Source organism: Actinoplanes sp. NPDC019969, from assembly GCF_055562375.1.
In genome coordinates this window covers 356,917-375,051 of the sequence record NZ_JBVHFK010000009.1, presented here as the reverse complement: position 1 = coordinate 375,051, position 18,135 = coordinate 356,917, and the positions used below count along the sequence as shown (strand labels likewise).

The 18,135-nt window shown below is 70.5% G+C and carries 16 protein-coding genes and 2 pseudogenes; 10 read left to right on the top strand and 8 right to left on the bottom strand.

Going from position 1 to position 18,135, the window contains the following annotated elements:
* Window positions 1-2 precede the first annotated feature (2 nt).
* Both ACZ3II_RS27350 and ACZ3II_RS27345 read right to left on the bottom strand, forming a co-directional pair.
* Window positions 3-1,046 (bottom strand): LacI family DNA-binding transcriptional regulator, encoded by a 1,044-nt coding sequence (locus ACZ3II_RS27350; RefSeq protein ID WP_465520600.1) that lies wholly within the window; start codon window positions 1,044-1,046, stop codon window positions 3-5.
* 294 nt (window positions 1,047-1,340) lie between these two features.
* On the bottom strand, window positions 1,341-2,222 hold the full coding sequence (locus ACZ3II_RS27345; protein WP_465520599.1) for an LLM class F420-dependent oxidoreductase: 882 nt from the start codon (window positions 2,220-2,222) through the stop codon (window positions 1,341-1,343).
* 598 nt (window positions 2,223-2,820) lie between these two features.
* On the opposite strand from ACZ3II_RS27345, the pseudogene ACZ3II_RS27340 reads away from it, so the two are divergent.
* The 3 genes and pseudogenes from ACZ3II_RS27340 to ACZ3II_RS27330 all read left to right on the top strand — a co-directional run bounded on the left by ACZ3II_RS27340 (window position 2,821) and on the right by ACZ3II_RS27330 (window position 5,037).
* Window positions 2,821-3,617 (top strand): annotated as a pseudogene (locus tag ACZ3II_RS27340) (formylglycine-generating enzyme family protein).
* A gap of 424 nt (window positions 3,618-4,041) precedes the next feature.
* A complete protein-coding gene (locus ACZ3II_RS27335; protein WP_465520598.1) occupies window positions 4,042-4,527 on the top strand; it encodes an Hsp20/alpha crystallin family protein in 486 nt (161 codons plus the stop codon).
* 321 nt (window positions 4,528-4,848) lie between these two features.
* Complete coding sequence (locus ACZ3II_RS27330) at window positions 4,849-5,037, top strand: hypothetical protein (RefSeq protein WP_465520597.1); 189 nt, start codon at window positions 4,849-4,851, stop codon at window positions 5,035-5,037.
* 352 nt (window positions 5,038-5,389) lie between these two features.
* Here ACZ3II_RS27330 and ACZ3II_RS27325 read toward each other — a convergent pair whose 3' ends face one another.
* Window positions 5,390-7,438, bottom strand: coding sequence for a catalase (locus ACZ3II_RS27325; protein WP_465520596.1), 2,049 nt, complete (start codon window positions 7,436-7,438; stop codon window positions 5,390-5,392).
* 94 nt (window positions 7,439-7,532) lie between these two features.
* Here ACZ3II_RS27325 and ACZ3II_RS27320 point away from each other — a divergent pair, with 94 nt between their 5' ends.
* Entirely contained in the window at window positions 7,533-8,369 is an 837-nt protein-coding gene (locus tag ACZ3II_RS27320) for a P1 family peptidase (protein WP_465520595.1), read from the top strand.
* On the opposite strand, the gene ACZ3II_RS27315 is transcribed toward ACZ3II_RS27320, so the two are convergent.
* On the bottom strand, window positions 8,356-9,171 hold the full coding sequence (locus ACZ3II_RS27315) for a MerR family transcriptional regulator (protein WP_465520594.1): 816 nt from the start codon (window positions 9,169-9,171) through the stop codon (window positions 8,356-8,358). The two genes, ACZ3II_RS27320 and ACZ3II_RS27315, sit on opposite strands and share 14 nt — an antisense overlap.
* 87 nt (window positions 9,172-9,258) lie before the next feature.
* A complete protein-coding gene (locus ACZ3II_RS27310) occupies window positions 9,259-9,618 on the bottom strand; it encodes a DUF427 domain-containing protein (RefSeq protein ID WP_465520593.1) in 360 nt (119 codons plus the stop codon).
* Window positions 9,619-9,633: 15 nt separating this feature from the next.
* Here ACZ3II_RS27310 and ACZ3II_RS27305 point away from each other — a divergent pair, with 15 nt between their 5' ends.
* Window positions 9,634-10,098: an aminoacyl-tRNA deacylase gene (locus ACZ3II_RS27305; RefSeq protein WP_465520592.1), complete on the top strand. Its 465-nt coding sequence runs from the start codon at window positions 9,634-9,636 to the stop codon at window positions 10,096-10,098.
* Here ACZ3II_RS27305 and ACZ3II_RS27300 read toward each other — a convergent pair.
* Window positions 10,088-10,942 (bottom strand): SDR family oxidoreductase, encoded by an 855-nt coding sequence (locus ACZ3II_RS27300; RefSeq protein WP_465520591.1) that lies wholly within the window; start codon window positions 10,940-10,942, stop codon window positions 10,088-10,090. The genes ACZ3II_RS27305 and ACZ3II_RS27300 overlap by 11 nt on opposite strands.
* A 92-nt stretch (window positions 10,943-11,034) precedes the next feature.
* Between ACZ3II_RS27300 and ACZ3II_RS27295 the strand changes: the two genes are divergently transcribed.
* The 5 genes and pseudogenes from ACZ3II_RS27295 to ACZ3II_RS27275 all read left to right on the top strand — a co-directional run bounded on the left by ACZ3II_RS27295 (window position 11,035) and on the right by ACZ3II_RS27275 (window position 15,463).
* The gene (locus ACZ3II_RS27295; protein ID WP_465520590.1) at window positions 11,035-11,412 is read left to right on the top strand and encodes a winged helix-turn-helix transcriptional regulator; all 378 of its coding nucleotides are present in this window, start codon (window positions 11,035-11,037) and stop codon (window positions 11,410-11,412) included.
* A gap of 13 nt (window positions 11,413-11,425) precedes the next feature.
* On the top strand, window positions 11,426-11,779 hold the full coding sequence (locus tag ACZ3II_RS27290) for a UBP-type zinc finger domain-containing protein (protein WP_465520589.1): 354 nt from the start codon (window positions 11,426-11,428) through the stop codon (window positions 11,777-11,779).
* Window positions 11,780-11,865: 86 nt separating this feature from the next.
* Window positions 11,866-13,425: a methyl-accepting chemotaxis protein gene (locus tag ACZ3II_RS27285; RefSeq protein WP_465520588.1), complete on the top strand. Its 1,560-nt coding sequence runs from the start codon at window positions 11,866-11,868 to the stop codon at window positions 13,423-13,425.
* Between the two features lie 144 nt (window positions 13,426-13,569).
* Window positions 13,570-13,998 (top strand): annotated as a pseudogene (locus tag ACZ3II_RS27280) (GGDEF domain-containing protein); the annotation flags it as partial.
* 121 nt (window positions 13,999-14,119) lie between these two features.
* Window positions 14,120-15,463 carry a cellulase family glycosylhydrolase gene (locus ACZ3II_RS27275; RefSeq protein ID WP_465520587.1) on the top strand — a complete coding sequence of 448 codons (1,344 nt, stop codon included), beginning with the start codon at window positions 14,120-14,122 and terminating at the stop codon, window positions 15,461-15,463.
* 412 nt (window positions 15,464-15,875) lie between these two features.
* On the opposite strand, the gene ACZ3II_RS27270 is transcribed toward ACZ3II_RS27275, so the two are convergent.
* Both ACZ3II_RS27270 and ACZ3II_RS27265 read right to left on the bottom strand, forming a co-directional pair.
* Entirely contained in the window at window positions 15,876-16,958 is a 1,083-nt protein-coding gene (locus ACZ3II_RS27270) for a CaiB/BaiF CoA transferase family protein (RefSeq protein ID WP_465520586.1), read from the bottom strand.
* Window positions 16,948-18,120 carry an acyl-CoA dehydrogenase family protein gene (locus ACZ3II_RS27265; protein ID WP_465520585.1) on the bottom strand — a complete coding sequence of 391 codons (1,173 nt, stop codon included), beginning with the start codon at window positions 18,118-18,120 and terminating at the stop codon, window positions 16,948-16,950. The genes ACZ3II_RS27270 and ACZ3II_RS27265 overlap by 11 nt, the downstream gene beginning before the upstream one ends.
* Between the last annotated feature and the right edge of the window lie 15 nt (window positions 18,121-18,135).

Sequence of the window (18,135 nt, the reverse complement as noted above, 5' to 3'; positions counted from 1 at the left end):
GGTCAGGCGTCGGCCGGAGGGCTGTCGGGGTCCGCCGGGCGGGGGCGGGTGCTCTCCCGCACCATCAGCTTGGTGACCAGCTCGACCCGCGGGTTCTCGATGGTCTCGCCGCGGGACAACCGCAGGATGGTACGGGCGGCGAGCGCCCCCATCTCGGCGAGCGGCTGGCGGACCGTGGTCAGCGGCGGCGATGCCCACCGCGACTCCGGCAGGTCGTCGAACCCGACGACGCTGAGCTGGTCGGGGACCCGCAGACCGCGCCGCCGGGCCGCCTCGCACACGCCGAGCGCCATCAGGTCGCTGGAGGCGAAGATCGCGGTCGGCGGGTCGGGCAGGTCGAGGAGGCGGGAACCGGTCTCGAAGCCGGACTCGTATTTGAAGTCGCCGACGGTCACCAGGTCCTCGTCGACCCGGACCCCGGCGGCCTCCATCGCCGACCGGTAACCGTCCAGCCGGGCCCGGCTGCACAGCAGATTGCGCGGGCCGCCGACGAACCCGATCCGCCGGTGGCCCAGCTCGAGGAGGTGATCGGTGGCGGTGCGGCCACCCGACCAGTTCGTCGCGCCGATCGTCGGCACGTCCGCCGCCACCCCGCCGGCCGGATCGATGATCACCACCGGAACCTTGAGCCGGTGCAACTCGCTGTGCACCGGCTCGGCCACGTCGGAGGTCACGAAGACGACGCCGTCGGAAGCGCGGGCCCGCAGGTTCTGCAGCCACTGGCGGGTCGCGCTGCTGCGACGGTGCACCTGCGAGACCACGGTGCCGACACCGGCGGCATGGGTCACGTCCTCGACGCCGCGGACCAGCTCCAGGGCCCACGGGCTGTCCAGGTCGTCGAAGACCAGGTCGACCAGCCGGGCCCGTCCGGTATGCCGAGAGTTGCGGGGCCGGTAGTCGTGCTCCCGCAGCAGCCGCTCGATCAGCTCACGGGTGGCGGGGGAGACATCGGTCCGTCCGTTGAGCACTCGGGACACGGTCGGAACGGACACGCCAGCGGCTTCCGCGATGGCCGCGATGGTCACTCTGCCCCTGCCAACGGCCACGGGGGTGCTCCTTACCGCCGACCTGACTCGGCTGCAACTTTCGGAAACCGGCACCGAAATTCTGCCACGCCGTACTCTGTGGAGAAACGCCTGGTGAACGTGGGATCGCTCCCACTTCAGTTTCTTGCAGCGAAACAGACATTTCCAACACCTTTTCCGGGGGTACGGGGCCGGCGCGCGGGAAACCGGCGGCCCGGGTGTGGGAAACGGGTGAGCCCTCGTCGACCCCGGGGGATCGGCGAGGGCTCATGTGTGCCGGGTGGCGGCTTACGCCGTACCCCGCGAAGGGGTTGATCAGGAGAACTGGGGGATGATCTCCTCGGCGAAGCGCAGCAGCGGCTCGTGGTCGTAGGCGACGCGCGGGATGTACACGATCACGTAGTCGGCGCCGGCCTCGACGAGCTGCTCCAGCTTGGCGATGTTGTCCGCGGTGGACGTCTCGAGGTCCAGGTGGAAGCTCGTCGACTTCTTGATGCGGTCGTAGTCGCGGCCCAGGTTGTCGCAGTGTTCGCGCAGGATCGCGGCCTTCTGGCGGAAGATCTCCGGGTCGCCGTTGCCGAAGTTGGAGCCGTCGGCGTACTGCGCGACCAGCTTGAGGGTCACCTTCTCGCCGCCGCCGCCGAGCCAGAACGACGGGTGCGGCTTGCGGACGCCCTTCGGCTCGTTGATCGGCTGGTCGATGTGGTAGTGCTTGCCCTCGAAGACCGGGCGTTCCTCGGTCCACATCTTGTGCACGATCTGGACGGCCTCCTTGAAGGCGCGCATCCGCTCCGGCACCTCGGCCCACTCGTAGCCGTACGCCTTCCACTCGTGCTCGTACCATCCGGCGCCCAGGCCCGCGTAGAGCCGGCCGTGGCTGGCCACGTCCACCGTCGACGCGATCTTGGCGTAGAGCGCCGGGTGCCGGTACCCGTTGCAGCCGACCATCTGGCCGATGTTCACCCGGCTGGTGTCACGGGCCAGGGTGGAGCTGACCGTCCAGGCCTCGAAGGTCGTGTTGATGGTGGGCTCCGGAACGGTGTGGAAGTGGTCGTACACCCACACCGAGTCCCACGGGCCCGCGTCGGCGAGCTTCGCGACCGCCGTCATCGCCTCGTACTGCTCGACCGGGTCGGCGATCTCGACCAGGTCCATGCGCCATCCCTGCGGCACGAAAACCCCGAAACCAATGCTCATCGAAATCCTTCCGTCGAAGTCCCCAGGCTTCAGCCGGGGGAGATGGAACCCCGTTTGTTGTCAGATTGCTGCAGCGGTGTACGACGTTGTTGTCCTCGAACCCGAACGAGAGTGGCAAGCGGTTGAAGGGCTCGCTGCCGAGCCTCGAGTGCACCACCCGGGGTTTCTCGATCAAGGGTGACCGCCTGTGTCACGCGGGCGGGCCGGAAGGTGGTGCTGTGCGCGGCCTGCGGTTACACCGCCGACCGTGGCCTCAACGCCGCGAGGACGATCCTCGCCACGGCTGAACGCGATCGTGTCAGTGCTGACGACGTGAGACATCAGATCGCCTCCTTCCGGGAGCGTGGATCGGGTGCGGTCGGAGCTGGGAATCCCCCGAGGTCATCCAGGGGGAGTCGTTAAGAGATCAACTTACCCATTGTTGAGAGTTGTGATCCGCCCCAGGGTGAGAACCTTGATCAAATCCTACCTATCCTATCGATGATGAGTTGCTGCACGCCGTCGTCCGACCGGCCGCCCGCCCCGTCCGTACCGGTCTCCGGCACGGGTGCGCACACCGTCGAACAGGTGGCGGTGCCCGCCCAGGCCTACGTACGCGATGGGCGACGCCCACGGCGACGGCGCGGCGGGCGACGGGGAGCGGCCCGTTCATGAGGTACGCGTCCCGGCGTTCACCATCGACGCCACCGCGGTGACCGTCGCCGACTTCCGGGCGTTCGCCGATGCCACCGGCTTCCGCACCGACGCCGAACGGTACGGCTGGTCCGCCGTCTTCCACCTGGCCCTCACCGACCCGGACCGGGCCGCCGGCCGGATGCACGGCACCCCGTGGTGGCTCGGCGTCGAGGGCGCCGACTGGGCGCACCCCGGCGGCCCGTCCGACACCGCGGCCGACGACCACCCGGTCGTTCACGTGAGCTGGAACGACGCGGAGGCGTACTGCGCGTGGGCGGGCCGCCGCCTGCCGTCGGAGGCCGAATGGGAGGCCGCCGCCCGCGGGGGCCTGCCGTCGCGGCGATACCCCTGGGCGACGAACTGCCGGCCGAGGGGCACGCGCTGAACATCTGGCAGGGCGAGTTCCCGCTGGCCGACACCGGCGGCGACGGCTGGATGACCACGGCGCCGGTCCGCTCGTTCCAGCCCAACGCGTACGGCCTGTGGCAGCCGGTCGGCAACGTGTGGGAGTGGGTCGCCGACTGGTTCTCGCCCACGTACTACGCCGAGTCGCCGGCCGAGGATCCGCGCGGCCCGGCCGTGGGGGCGGCCCGGGTGATCCGCGGTGGCTCGTACCTCTGCCACGACTCGTACTGCAACCGCTACCGCAATGCCGCCCGCTCATCGAACACGCCGGATTCCTCGACCGGGAACATGGGGTTCCGTACAGTGGCCGCATGAGCGATTGGGTGTCGGTGTACTCCTCGAACGGCGGCGGCCGGTTCTCCCTGTCCGATTGACTGGCCCACCGCGGGATCGACTGGGATCCCTTCCGCGACGGTGAGGTCCGCGGCGGCGTCGCGTGTGGCCGCAACGACGAGACCGGCCGCTGGTGGTGCCACTACTACATCGACATCGACGCGGGCGCGCTACGGCGTCTCGGGCTGCATCCCGACCAGCCGCTGTCCCGGATCGTCAGCCCTCCGTTGCAGCCGTCACACGTCAAGAAAATCTTGGCGGAACGGTTGGCACTCGAGGCGTGGCAGTGCTAAAAAATGTCTTGTCGGACCTGGTCAGAGAGATCCAGGGATGACCTCGGCGAGTGTTGTCAGCCGAGCGCCACGCGCCGCCGGAGAGCCCGGCGGCCGCTTCGAGGAGGTTGATCGTGGTGCTGACTTTCGATCCTTTCCGCGAGTTCGACCGCCTGGCCGGCCAGATGCTGGGCACCCCCGGCGTCAGCGGCGCCGCCGCCGTGGCGATGCCGATGGACCTGTACCGGTCCGGTGACCACTTCGTGCTGCACTGCGACCTCGCCGGCATCGACCCGGGCTCGGTCTCCGTGGACGTCGACGGACGGGTCCTCACCATCAAGGCCGAGCGCACCGCCCGTACCGACGCGGACGTCCAGTGGGTCCGCCGCGAGCGGCTGACCGGCACCTTCGAACGCCGGATCACCCTCGGCGACGGCCTGGACCTGGCGAAGATCGACGCTACCTGGCAGGACGGGGTGCTGACCGTGACCATTCCGGTCGCCGAGGCCGCCAAGCCGCGCCGCATCGAGATCGCCACGAACCGCGCCCCGGCGCTGGCGAAGCCCGAGCCGGCCACCATCGAGGGCGACACCACGTCGTCGAAGTCTCTCGCCAGCTGAGTAACCCCAGGTCCGGGCCGGCGGTGCGCCGGCCCGGACCCCGTCCGCTTGCGGAATCCCGCCTGTTCCAGGCGCTGCCCGTTACCCGGACTCTGTCCGTTGCCGGGACGCGTTCGACGGGTGGATGCCGTTCGCCGGCGACGGGTGGATGCCGTTCGACGGCCGGACGGTGGAGATCATCGGCCGATGCGGCGTTGCCGGGGATCGCGATGCTGCGGCATTGTTGCGGCTCCCGCCGACTACCTCCGGCTGGTTCTCATGGCTGTCTCAACGGCGTTGAGACAGCCATGAGAACCAGCCACTCTCCCCCCGGAGCCTGCCTTGTCCAGCCGCACCTTCCGCCAGGTCGCCGCCGTCGCCGCGCTCGTCTTCATCGGCGCGGCCCTGCTCGCTCTTAACGTTTCGGCGGCCGGAATTATCGGCATCGCCCTCTTCGCCGTGCTGCCGCTGGCCTGGCTCACCGTGTTCTGCAGCCTGGCCGGACTGGCCCTGGCTCGCATCCGGTACTGACAGCCCTCGGACGGAACCGCCAGGGCCGCCGCTCGGAACGGCGGCGGATCACTGGAAACGATCGCGGATCGCTCGGGAACGGCGGCGGATCGCTCGGAAAAACAGCGGACCGCTCGGAAAAACAGCGGATCGCTCGGAAACGGCGGCGGATCGCTCGGAAACGGCGGCGGATCGCTCGGGAACACAGCGGATCGCTCGGGAACACCGCGGACCAGTCGGAACGGCGGCGGATCGCGAGGGAAGGCGGCAGCCCGCTTCCAGGGCGTGGCCCGCTCGTGGAAAGACCGCGGCGGAGTTCAGCCGGACGACCGGCCGAACTCCGCCGCGGTCAGCGGATCCTGTCAGGGACGGTTCAGGAGCCGGCCGACGAGGCAGCCGGCTTGAGCAGCGGTACCCGCTCCCACACCCGGTGCTTGCCGAGCGCGGCGGCCAAGGTCTCCGCGTCCGGGTCGAGCAGGATGCCCGGGGCCTTCGCGTCGATGCCGGCGTTGGCCAGCAGCTGCTCGCCCTTGCCCCACACGCCGATCGGCTTGAGGTGCCGGAACGCCTCCTGCAGCAGCACCGTCATCTGCAGGTCGGTGGTGGCCGTCGCGGCGATCACCGCGTCGAACTCCACGGACCGCGCGGTCTGGAACGTTCGTTCCACTCCGGGGCCGCCGACCGGGGCGATCACCCGTACCACCACGCCCTGGGCCTTCAGCGCCTTCTGCAGCGCCTCCGCCTGCTTGTCCGGCGTGCCGATGATCCCGACGACCCGGCCGGCGATCGGCCAGACGCGATCGGTGATCTGAGCCAGCGCCGGCGACGGGGTCACCTGGACCGGCGGCTTCCCCTCGGGGGCCGGGAGACCCAGGCCCGCCGCGACCTTGGCGGTCAGCTCGGTGTTCACGTTCGCGAGAACGGTCAGCATGCGTACCCGGATCGCCTGCTCGTAGCACTTGCTCAACTCGAACGTGAACGCCTCCACGATGTGGTCCTGCTCGATCGGGCTGAGGCTGGCGTAGAAGAGCGCCGCCTGCGTGTAGTGGTCCGCGAACGAGACCGGGTTGGCCCGTACCTTCTCACCCACGACGGGCGTGGGCAGGTTGACGTACCCGCCCTTCTCCGGGCCGGCCGGGACCGGGCCCTCCTCGCCGGCGAGGCTGTTCGGCAGGTACGCCACGATGCCCCGGTGCACGACGCTCTGGTGCAGGCCGTCCCGGTGGTTGTCGTTCACCGGAGCGTGCGCCCGGTTGATCGGCAGCTGCGTGAAGTTCGGCCCGCCCAGGCGGCTGAGCTGGGTGTCCAGGTAGGAGAAGAGCCGGCCCTGCAGCAGCGGGTCGTTGGTGACCTCGATGCCCGGCACCAGGTGTCCCAGGTGGAACGCGATCTGCTCGGTCTCGGCGTGGAAGTTGTCCGGGTTCCGGTTCAGCACCAGCTTGCCGATCGGCTGCACCGGCGCCAGCTCCTCCGGCACGATCTTCGTCGGGTCGAGCAGGTCGATGCCCTCGAACGTCTCGTCGGCGTTGTCCGGCATCACCTGGATGCCGAGCTCGTACTCGTAGAACAGCCCGGCGTCGATCGAGTCGGCCAGGTCCCGGCGGTGGAAGTCCGGGTCGACACCACCGGTGATCTGGGTCTCCTCCCAGGCCTGGGAGTGCACCCCGGCGACCGGCTTCCAGTGGAACTTCACCAGGACCGACTCGTTGGCCTCGTTGACCAGCCGGAACGTGTGGACGCCGAAGCCCTCCATGGTCCGGTACGACCGGGGGATGGCCCGGTCGGACATCGCCCACATCACGTGGTGGGTGGCCTCGGTGTGCAGCGACACGAAGTCCCAGAACGTGTCGTGTGCGGTCTGCGCCTGCGGGATCTCCCGGTCCGGGTGCCACTTCGCGGCATGGATGATGTCCGGGAACTTGATCGCGTCCTGGATGAAGAACACCGGCATGTTGTTGCCGACCAGGTCGAACGTGCCCTCCGGGGTGTAGAACTTGGTCGCGAAACCACGCGTGTCACGCACCGTGTCGGCGGATCCGCGGGAGCCCAGCACGGTGGAGAACCGGACGAAGACCTCGGTCTCCCGGTCCTTCTCGGCCAGGAACGGCGCCTTGGTCACGGACGCGGCGGTCCCGTACGAGGTGAACGTCCCGTACGCGCCGGACCCGCGGGCGTGGACCACCCGTTCCGGGATCCGCTCGTGGTCGAAGTGGGTGATCTTCTCGCGCAGGTGGAAGTCCTCGAGCAGCGCCGGCCCGCGCGGCCCCGCCTTCAGGGAGTGATCGGTGTCCGGCAGGCGCAGGCCCTGGGCCGTGGTCAGATGGTCGCCGGTCTGCAGTCCCCGCACCGGCGCCAGCGACTCCTTCACCGGGCTGGTCGCGGCGTCCTGCTTCACCTTCGGGCTGGGAACGGTCGGCTCCATATCGGTTTTCCGTTCTGTGTGACATCTGGGATCGAGCCGACTGCTTACCCAGACAATTCCCGGCAGAACGTCGGACACGGGTACGGTTTTCCGGATGAGCGCCCCGCAACTGCTGTCGGCCTGGGCCGGCCACTGGACCGGCGACGGCACGGGCGTCACCGTGATCCTCCCGCCGCCCGGCACCGTCGGGTCCGGTGAGGTCCGCGGCGGCGCCCCGGCCACCCGCGAGTTCGCCCTGCTGGAGCCGGGGCGCCTGGTCGACCGGGTGGACGCGGTGGTGCTGTCCGGCGGGTCGGCGTTCGGGCTGGCCGCCGGTGACGGGGTGATGCGGCTGCTGCGTGAGCGCGGCCAGGGTTTTCCGACCGATCGGGGGCCGGTGCCGATCGTCGTCGGCATGTCGATCTTCGACGGGTCGGTGGCCGGCGAGCCGCCGGGCGCGGCGGAGGGCCGTGCCGCCGCGATCACGGCCCTGAGCGGGGAGCCGCTGCACACCGGCACGGTCGGCGCGGGCACCGGCGCCACCGTCGGCAAGTGGCGCGGCGCGGTGTCCCCGGGCGGGGTGGGCCGGGCCGCCGGGCGGGCCGGCGCCGCGACCGTCGAGGCGATCGCCGTGGTCAACGCGTGGGGCGACGTGCTGACCGGCGACAGCGTCCCGGTGGAGACGGTGCACACGCCGTTCCCGGTGCAGAACACCACGATCGCCGTGGTGCTCACCGACGCGCGGCTCAGCAAGCTCGACTGTCACCTGCTCGCCCAGAGCGGCCACACCGGGTTCGCCCGGGCGCTGCACCCGGCACATTCCCGCTACGACGGCGACGCCGTGGTGGCCCTCGCGACCGGCGAGGTGGACGGCGCCGACCTGGACCTGCTCCGTGCGGTCACGGCCGAGGTCATGGCCGGCGCCATCCGGGCCGCGGTCAAGCCTTCGTGACCGGCAGTTGCAGCTCGGTCACCCAGTCCGCGCGGTCGGGCGGGCATTCCAGGTTGACCTCGCGGGCGTACCCGAGGGCGGCGTACCCGTTCGCCTCGATCCAGCGGGCCAGACCCTGTTCCACCGGCACGATCGCCTCCATCGGGCCGTGGTGCACGATCGTCGCGGCCTCCTCGATCGGCGGCAGATCCCGTACCTCGAGATCGCCCGCACCCGGGCCCACGGCGACCTGGACCGCGGCATGGATGGTGATGCCGCCCTCCGCCGCGTCCTCGTAGAGGGCGATCCCCGGGCCGCTCGGCGTGACCCCGGCCGCCGCCAGCCGCCGGAACAGCTCGTCGTAGAGCGGCCCGATCACCGGGCCGACGTCCTCCGGCTCGTAGCTGGCGGCCGGTCCGGACACCTGCGCGACCCGTACCGCCGGAATCCGTTTGATGACGACCTCGTTCTTCGGCATGTGACCCTCACTCTCGATGGCCCGGAGCCGCGCCTCGACCTGCGTCAGCCGGGCCTCCGACGCGGTCACCGCCGCCGCCAGCTCGGCCCGGCGCAACCGCAGCATGCCGCGCAGCTCCTCGGTGCTCAGCGTGCCGGCGACGATGTCGTGCACCTGCTGCAGCGTGAACCCGAGGTTCTTCAGCGCGATGATCCGGTTGAGCGGGGCCAGCTGAGCGGCCGTGTAGTGGCGGTAGCCGGTGGCCGGGTCGACATGGGCGGGCCGCAGCAGCCCGATGGCGTCGTAGTGACGCAGCATGCGGACCGACACGCGACCGTGACGGGCGAAGTCTCCGATGGCGAACATGATGGCTCCGACTTCACCGTCTGACACGGTGTGAGGGTCAAGGTCCGATGTCGCGGCGCGATTGATCGGGGCGCGATATGACCGGCCTCAGGCCGCGATCGTCAGTTCCACCTTGTTCGGGTAGAAGGCGACATGTCCGCGGATCTCCGAGACGGCGTCGTACGGGTCCGCGTACTCCCACATCGCGTCTTCGATCTCCGGCAGCGAGTAATAACCGGCCTCGCCCTTGTAAGGGCAGTAGGTGTGACTGTCGCTGCGGGTGAGCAGGGTCTGGTCGACGTCGGCGAGCGGGATGTACTGCACTCCCGGGTAGCTCGCCTCCTGGAGGGTGAGCGCGTTCGCCGTGTCGGCCACCACCTTCCCGCCGGCGGTGACCGTCACCCTTCCGCCGGTCGGGGTGATCGTGATCGGATGGTCCGGGCCGGGCTGCAATCGAGGCTTGGGCATATCAGGGAGCCTACTGTGACCACCGCCGTCGCCGCCGTCGAAGCCAGCGGGATCGACCACGACGTGATCCGGCACGGCCCGGTGAGCAGCGTGGCCGAGGCCGCCGCCGCCCGCCGGGTCGAGATTCGCGATCTGGTGAAGACCTTGGTGGTACGCCGTGCCGACGACGACTACCTGTTCGTGCTGGTTCCCGGTGACCGGGCGATCTCCTGGCCCAAGCTGCGGGCCCTGCTCGGGGTGAACCGGCTGTCGATGCCGGACGCGGCGACCGCCCGGGACGCCACCGGTTACGAGCGCGGGACCATCACGCCGTTCGGGTCGCGCCGGCCGTGGCCGGTGATCGCCGACGCGACGCTGCGCGGCCGGACGGTCAGCCTCGGCGCCGGCGAGCACGGGGTGGCCCTGCGGGTCGGCGCCGACGCCGCGGTCGCCGCCCTGGACGGGTCCTTCGCCGATGTGACCGAGCCGGTCAGTTCTTGAGCGCTGCGGCCACCGCGTCCTTGAGGGGGGTGGTCGGGCGGCCGATCAGGCGGGTCAGGGTGCCGGTCTCGTCGTCCAGGTGGCCGTCGCGGATCTTGACGTCGGTGTCGGCCAGGAGCGCCGCGAAGCCCTCCGGGACCCCGGCGCCGGCCAGCGCCGCCTGGTAGTCGGCGGCCGGCAGGTCCTGGTAGACGACCGGGCTGCCGGACTGCCGGGCCACCTCGGCGGCCAGCTCGGCCAGGGTGAACCGCTCGTCGCCGGCCAGCTCGTACACCCCGGTCTCGCCGCTGATCAGCACGGCGGCTGCCGCCTCGGCGAAGTCGGCGCGGGTCGCCGCGGCGATCCGGCCCTCGCCGGCGGCGCCGTAGAGCGTGCCGCCGCTGATCGCCGGGCCGAACGAGCCGGCGTAGTTCTCGACGTACCACCCGTTGCGGAGCAGCGCGAACGGGATGCCGGACTTCTGAATCAGCTCCTCGGTGGCGAGGTGCTCGGGCGCGAGCCCGATCGGTGAGGTGTCGGCGCGCAGGATGCTGGTGTAGGCCAGGAAGCCCACGCCCGCCGCCGTGGCCGCCTCGATCACGGCGGTGTGCTGCGGGATGCGCTGGCCGACGGCGTTGCCGGAGATCAGCAGCAGCCGGTCCACCCCGGCGAACGCGGCGGCCAGGGTCTCCGGGCGGTCGTAGTCGGCCTCGCGCACCTGTACGCCTTGGGCGATCAGGCCGGCGGCCTTGGCGGTGTCCCGGACGGTGGCGATGATCTCGCCGGGCGCGGTGCCGCGGGCGATCAGCGCGTCCACGACGAGACGGCCCAGGTGTCCGGTGGCTCCGGTGACGGCGATGGTCATGGTGACTCCTTGGTGGTCGAGCCCGGTGAGGCGGTGTCGAAAGGATGGCACTAACTTTTCGAAAGTGCAAACCGTCCCGCAGCGCTGATAGGATGCGCAGCGTGGACGACGACCTCATCGCCAGCGTCTTCGCGCGGGACTGCGCCTCCCGCGGCGTGCTCGCCGACATCACCGGCCGCTGGGGCACCCTGGCGCTGGCCGCCCTCCACGAGGGATCGTTCCGGTTCAACGCGCTGCGCCGCCGGGTCGACGGGGTGAGCGAGAAGATGCTGGCCCAGACGCTGCAGGCGCTCGAGCGCGACGGCCTGGTCCGCCGGGAGGTGCAGGCCACCATCCCGCCCCGGGTGGAATACAGCCTGACCGACCTCGGCGCCCGCGTCGCCGCCAAGCTGGTCGAGCTGATCGAGCTGGTCGAGGGCGAGATCGGCGTCGCCCGCAAGGCGCAGGACGCCTACGATCGCGCCCATTGATAGGTTCTCCGGCGTGACGACCAGCGAAGACCCGATTCAGACCGACGTCCCGCCGTCCGGCCCCGGCTGCCAGGAGTGCACCGGCAACGGCGGCTGGTGGTTCCACCTGCGCCGGTGCGCCCAGTGCGGCCACGTCGGCTGCTGCGACAGCTCACCCGCCCAGCACGCCACCGCGCACTGGAAGGCGACCGGCCACCCGGTGATCCAGTCGTTCGAGCCCGGTGAGGACTGGTTCTGGGATTACCGTAGTGAGCAGGCCGGATCCGGCCCGGTGCTGACCCCGCCGTCCAGTCACCCCGCCGACCAGCCCGCGCCCGGCCCGGCCGGCGCCGTCCCGGCCGATTGGACCCGACGTTTGAACCGCTAAAAGTCGGACATGAGGGCTTCTTCCCGGGTCCTCAGGTGAGCCGCGCCACGCCCGATGGTCCGTACGTCGGATGCTAAGGAGGGCAGATGCGCGGGTTACAGAACATAGGCACCGCCAAACGGCTGGGCGCCATCGTCGCGGCCGGAGCGGTCGCACTCGGTGGCATGGCAACGATCACCCTGATCGGCCAGTCGAGCATCACCACCCAGGCCGAGGAGATGCGGGCCCTGGAGGCGTGCCGCGCCGCCATCAACCACCTGAACAACCGGCAGAGCGAACTCAAGGTGGACGCGTACCGGTCGGCGCTTGGCCACGACGTCAGCGGCGACGCCGACGAGGACGTGGCGTCGTCGGTCGAGGCCGCCGGCGCGGTCACCGCCTGCGGGCTGCCGACCGAACTGCTGAGCGAGTTCCAGGCCTCCGCACCCGACTTCGACGCCTTCAACGACTTCATCAAATCGTTCGTCGCGGCCGGGGTAGCCAACCCCGAGTCGGTGATCAACCGGACCGACGAGATCGCCGAGCGCAACAACAAGACCGACGACGCCCTCGACGCCCTCACCGAGAAGGTCGACGCCGCGGTCGCCGAGCAGAAGGAGCACCTGGCGAGCACGGTCAGCTCGACCCGCAACACGGCGATCGCCGTCGGTGTCCTCGGGCTGGTGCTGCTGATCGGCATGGCGGTGCCGATGGTCCGCTCGATCCTCGGCCCGATCCGCAAGCTCGGCGCCGTCATCGACGCGCTCGCCAAGGGGGACCTGACCGTGCGCAGCGGCATCACCAGCAAGGACGAGCTCGGCGTCATGGCCGCCGGCCTGGACGGCTCGCTGGACAAGCTCCGCGAGTCGATGCAGACCATCGCCCACGACGCCGACAGCCTGGCCGCCGCCTCCACCGAGCTCGCCGCCGTCTCCGGCGAGATCGCCTCGGCCGTCGACAACACCGACCGGCAGAGCAGCTCCGCCTCGATCGAGGCCGACGAGATCTCCCGCAACGTGCAGACCGTCGCCGCCGGCAGCGAGGAGATGGGCCTGTCCATCCGGGAGATCTCCCGCAACACCAGTGAGGCCGCCCACATCGCCTCGATCGCCGTCTCCGAGGCCGCCCGCGCCACCGACACCATCCGCCAGCTCGGCGAGTCGTCCGCCGAGATCGGCAACGTCATCAAGCTGATCACGTCCATCGCCGAGCAGACCAACCTGCTCGCCCTCAACGCCACCATCGAGGCCGCGCGCGCCGGGGACGCCGGCAAGGGCTTCGCCGTCGTCGCCAGCGAGGTCAAGGACCTCGCCCAGGAGACCGCCCGCGCCACTGAGGACATCCACAGCCGGGTCAACGCCATCCAGCAGGACACCGGCGGCGCGGTCGAGGTCATCAACCGCATCTCCGAGGTCATCGCCCAGATCAACGACTTCCAGACCACCATCGCCAGCGCGGTGGAGGAGCAGACCGCGACCACCGGCGAGATGAGCCGCAGCATCGCCGAGGTCGCCGCCGGTTCGCAGCGGATCGCCGCCAACATCAGCGACGTCTCGTCGGCCAGCGCCGCCACCGTCGGCGGGGTCAACCAGACCCGCGAGGCCAGCACCGAGGTGTCGCGTACCGCCGAGGAGCTGCGCAGCCTGGTCGGCGCGTTCAAGTTCTGAGTCAGCGAGCGTACGGGGCCGGTCGAGTTTCTCGACCGGCCCCGTCGCCGTGTTCGCTCATGCTCCGCGCCGGGCTGCCGATGGACCGTTCATGCGTACGCTGCTGACCCGCCGCGTGGCCGTAGCGGTCGACGACGACGCGCTGTTCAAGCGGCCCGGCTCGCCGCCTACGCCGGCCAGCGGGCCGGCCGCCCGCTCGGGGTGCTACTGCTCGACCTCAACGGATTCAAGCAGGTCAACGACACGTACGGGCACGCCGCCGGTGACCTGCTGCTGCACGAGGTCGGCAGCCGGATCACCGCCGTCCTCGGCGACGGCGGGCTGGCCGGGCGGATCGGCGGCGACGAGTTCCTGGTGCTGCTGCCGGAGGCCGCGGCGGACGGGCTCGTACCCGTCGCCGACCGGATCCGCGCCGCCGTCCGCCGGCCGATCGACATCGGCGGCCGCGAGGTGACCGTCGGCGTCAGCATCGGCACGGCGCACCGTGCCGCCGGGGGAGAGGCCACCCTCGACACGCTCAGCGCGGAGGCCGACGCGGGCATGTACCGCGACAAGCGCCGCATCGCCGCCTGACGTCGACGGATCGACACATTGCAATGAACTTCGAGGGCGGGTAGGTTCTCCGCCAAGGGCTGCCCGGGCGGGGTGGAACGCGTCGACGCACGCTGTCCGACTCCCCCTCACGAGGCAGGTCATGAAGAGAAGACTGGCCACGATCGCCGCCGTCCTCATCACCCTCACCGCATCCGCGCTGATGTTCGTCCGTCCCGCGTACGCCGCCGCCGGCCTGCACATCGAAGGCCGCAACATCGTCGAGGCCAACGGCAACACGCTGGTCATGCGCGGCGTCAACCACATGCACACCTGGTACGCCGGGCAGACCGGCTCGTTCGCCGACATCAAGGCGACCGGCGCCAACACCGTCCGGGTGGTGCTCAGCGGCGGCCGCTGGACCGCCAACACCGCCGCCGACGTCACCAACGTGATCGCGCTCTGCAAGCAGAACCGGCTCATCTGCGTCCTGGAGAACCACGACACCACCGGGTACGGGGAGGACGCCGCCGCCTACAGCCTGGACCGGGCCGCCGACTACTGGATCGGCCTCAAGAGCGTGCTCACCGGCCAGGAGAACCACGTCGTCATCAACATCGGCAACGAGCCGATCGGCAACACCGACCCGGGCCAGTGGACCGCCGCGACCGTCGCCGCCATCCAGAAGATGCGCGCCAACGGCTTCGAGCACCTGCTGATGATCGACGCGCCGAACTGGGGCCAGGACTGGCAGTACGTGATGCGCGACAACGCCCAGACCGTGCTCGACGCCGACACGCGGGACAACACCGTCCTGTCGATCCACATGTACTCGGTGTTCAACACGGCCGCGTCGATCCGGTCGTACCTCGACACCTTCCAGGCGAAAGGCTGGCCGCTGGTGATCGGCGAGTTCGGCTGGCAGTTCGACGCCGGCCAGGTCGACGACCAGACCATCCTGGCCGAGGCGCAGGCCCGCGGCATCGGCTGGCTCGGCTGGTCCTGGGCCGGTAACACCGACCCGATCCTGGACATGACCGACAACTTCAACGCCGCGTCGCTGACCACCTGGGGCGAGCGGATCATCAACGGCCCGAACGGCATCCGCGCCACCAGCCGCGAGGCCACCATCTTCGGCGGCACCCAGCCCAGCGGGTCGCCCAGCACGTCCACCTCGCCCTCGACCAGCCCGTCCACCCCGGCCGGTGGCGGCTGCACGGCCACCTACGCGGTCACCGGCCAGTGGCCCGGCGGCTTCCAGGGCGACGTCAAGGTCACCGCGGGTTCGGCCGCGATCAAGAACTGGACCGTGACCTGGACGTACGCCAACGGCCAGACCGTCGCCAACGCCTGGGGCGCCATCGTCACCAGCAGCGCAACCACGGTGACCGCCCGCAACGCCGCCTGGAACGGGGCCCTGGCCGCCGGCGCCTCCACCAACTTCGGCTTCCTCGGCTCCTCGACCGGCGCCAACCCCACCCCTACCCTGACCTGCACCGCTTCCTGACCCTGGCGTGTCGAGTTGCGGTGGACCGTTCCACCGCAACTCAACACATTGTATTGGGAGCGCTCCCATGGCAACATGGGTGACGACGCGCCCCCGCCCATCCCCGCGTTGTTCACAGCCCTCGGCCGGTGAAGCCAGAACTCCGGACTTCACCGGCCCGCACGTCGACCCGCTGTCGGCGCACGGTTTCCCCGGCTCGCCGTTCGTGCTTTCCGGTACGCCGTGAGCGTCCCGGCGGCTGGTTCCGGTAGCCGTCTCCGGTCGCTCGAGACAGCCACCAGAACCAGCCGGGGGGTGACCGGGACGGGCATGCATGACCCGCACCCGGAGACGGTCGTGAGGGCACGCCTGCCGTGGCCGCCGCGAGTCACGGGACGCTTCGTGGCCCGTACCGAAGCATGGGTGTGAAGTGTCAGGACCAGGTGGAGAGGACCTCGGTGACCGTCGCGGGCCTGACCGCGGCCGGAGTGGCGGCGGGAGTGCGGAGCAGCCGGGGCGCCGGGGCGGGCTGAACCACGCCGTCGATCTCCACGAACGCGTTGCGGGCCTGGTTGTGCGGGTGGGAAGGCGCTTCCGCGGGCGACAGGACCGGGCTCACGCAGGCGTCCAGGCCGTCGAAGATCGAGGACCATTCGTCGCGGGTACGGAGGGCGAAGCGCTCGCTGAAACGGCGGCGCAGCTCCGGCCACTGGGCGACGTCGAACTGGCCGGGCAGGCCCGGGTCGTCGTCCAGGCCGAGGCCCTTGAGCAGCGCCGCGTAGAACTGCGGTTCGAGGGAGCCGACGGCCAGGTAGCCACCGTCGGAGGCCTGGTACGTGTCGTAGAACGGCGCGCCGCCGTCGAGCAGGTTCCGGCCGCGGCCGGCCGGCCACTTCCCGCCGGCGAGGAAACCGTGCAGGAAGGTCATCAGCAGGGACGAGCCGTCGACCATGGCGGCGTCGACGACCTGGCCGCGGCCCGACGTCGCGCGTTCGAGGAGGGCGGCCAGGACGCCGACGGCGAGGAGCATGCCGCCGCCGGCGAAGTCGCCGAGCAGGTTGATCGGGGCGTGCGGGCGTTCGCCGGGACGGCCCAGGGGTTCGAGGGCGCCGGCGATGGCGATGTAGTCGATGTCGTGACCGGCGGCGGTGGCGAGCGGGCCGTCCTGGCCCCAGCCGGTCATCCGGGCGTACACCAGGCGGGGGTTGATCTTCTCGCAGTCGGCGGGGCCGAAGCCGAGACGTTCGGCGACGCCGGGACGGTATCCCTCGACCAGGACGTCGGCCTTCGCGATCAGGCTGAGCAGCTCGGCCTTGCCGGACTCCGACTTGAGGTCGAGGGTGACCCGGCGCCGGCCGCGCTGGAGCGGACCGATCGGTCCGGTGCCGCCGGGGCGGTCCACCAGCACGACGTCGGCGCCCAGGTCGGCGAGGATCATGCAGCCGAACGGGGCCGGCGCGAGGCCGGCCAGCTCGACGATCCGGATGCCGGCGAGGGGCCCCTGATCAGAGGACACGGGAGATCAGCTCCTTCATGATCTCGTTGGTGCCGCCGTAGATCTTCTGGACCCGGGCGTCCGCGTACATCTTCGAGATCGGGTATTCGGTGGTGTAGCCGTAGCCGCCGAAGATCTGCAGGCAGCGGTCCACCACCTCGCACTGGCCCTCGGTCAGGTACAGCTTGGCCATCGCGGCTCCTGCCACGTCCAGCTCACCACGGGCGTGCCGCTGGATGCAGTCGTCCAGGAAGATCCGGGACGCGCGGGTCCGCGTCGCGACCTCGGCCAGGACCATCCGGGTGTTCTGGTGGCCGACCAGGGGCTTGCCGAAGGCGGTGCGTTCCTTGGCGTACGCCACCGCCAGTTCGACCGCCCGCTGCATGGCGGCGACCGCCCCCACTCCGATGACCAGGCGCTCCTGGGGCAGCTGCTGCATCATCTGGACGAATCCGGCGCCTTCGCCACTCTCGCCGCCGAGCAGGTTGGCGGCCGGCACCCGGAAGTCGTCGAAGAAGAGTTCGGCGGTGTCGTTGGAGTGCAGGCCGATCTTCTCGATCTTGCGGCCGCGGCGGAAACCGTCGGGGTCCCCGGTGAGTTCGCAGACGACCAGTGACATGCCGTGCGCGCGTGCGGACGCGTCGGTCTTCACGGCGAGGACCAACAGGTCCGCAAGGATTCCGTTGGTGATGAACGTCTTCGAACCGTTGATCACGTAGTCGTCGCCGTCGCGGACGGCTTTCGTGCGGATCGACTGGAGGTCGGAGCCGCCGTCCGGCTCGGTCATCCCGATCGCGCCGATCAGCTCGCCGCTGACCAGGCCGGGCAGCCAGCGCTGCTTCTGCTCCTCGGTGCCGTACTCGTTGAGGTAGCCGGTGACGATGCCGCTGTGCACGGCGATCCCGAGGCTACCCTCGCCGGCCAGGGTCTGTTCGTGCAACAGGACGGCTTCGTGGGTGAAGTCGCCGCCGCCCCCGCCGTACTGCTCGGGGATGGAGAGACCGAGCAGGCCGAGTTCGCCGGCCCGGCGGTAGTGCTCGCGGTCGGGGTGGCCCTGCCGTTCGAGGCGCTCGGCGTGCGGCAGCACCTCCTTGGTGAAGAAGGCGCGGGCGAGCTCGGCCAGGTCGTCGTGTTCCGGCTTGCGCCACGGTTCGACGTAACCGTCCAGTCCAGGGGTCGGCATCGACACACCATCGAA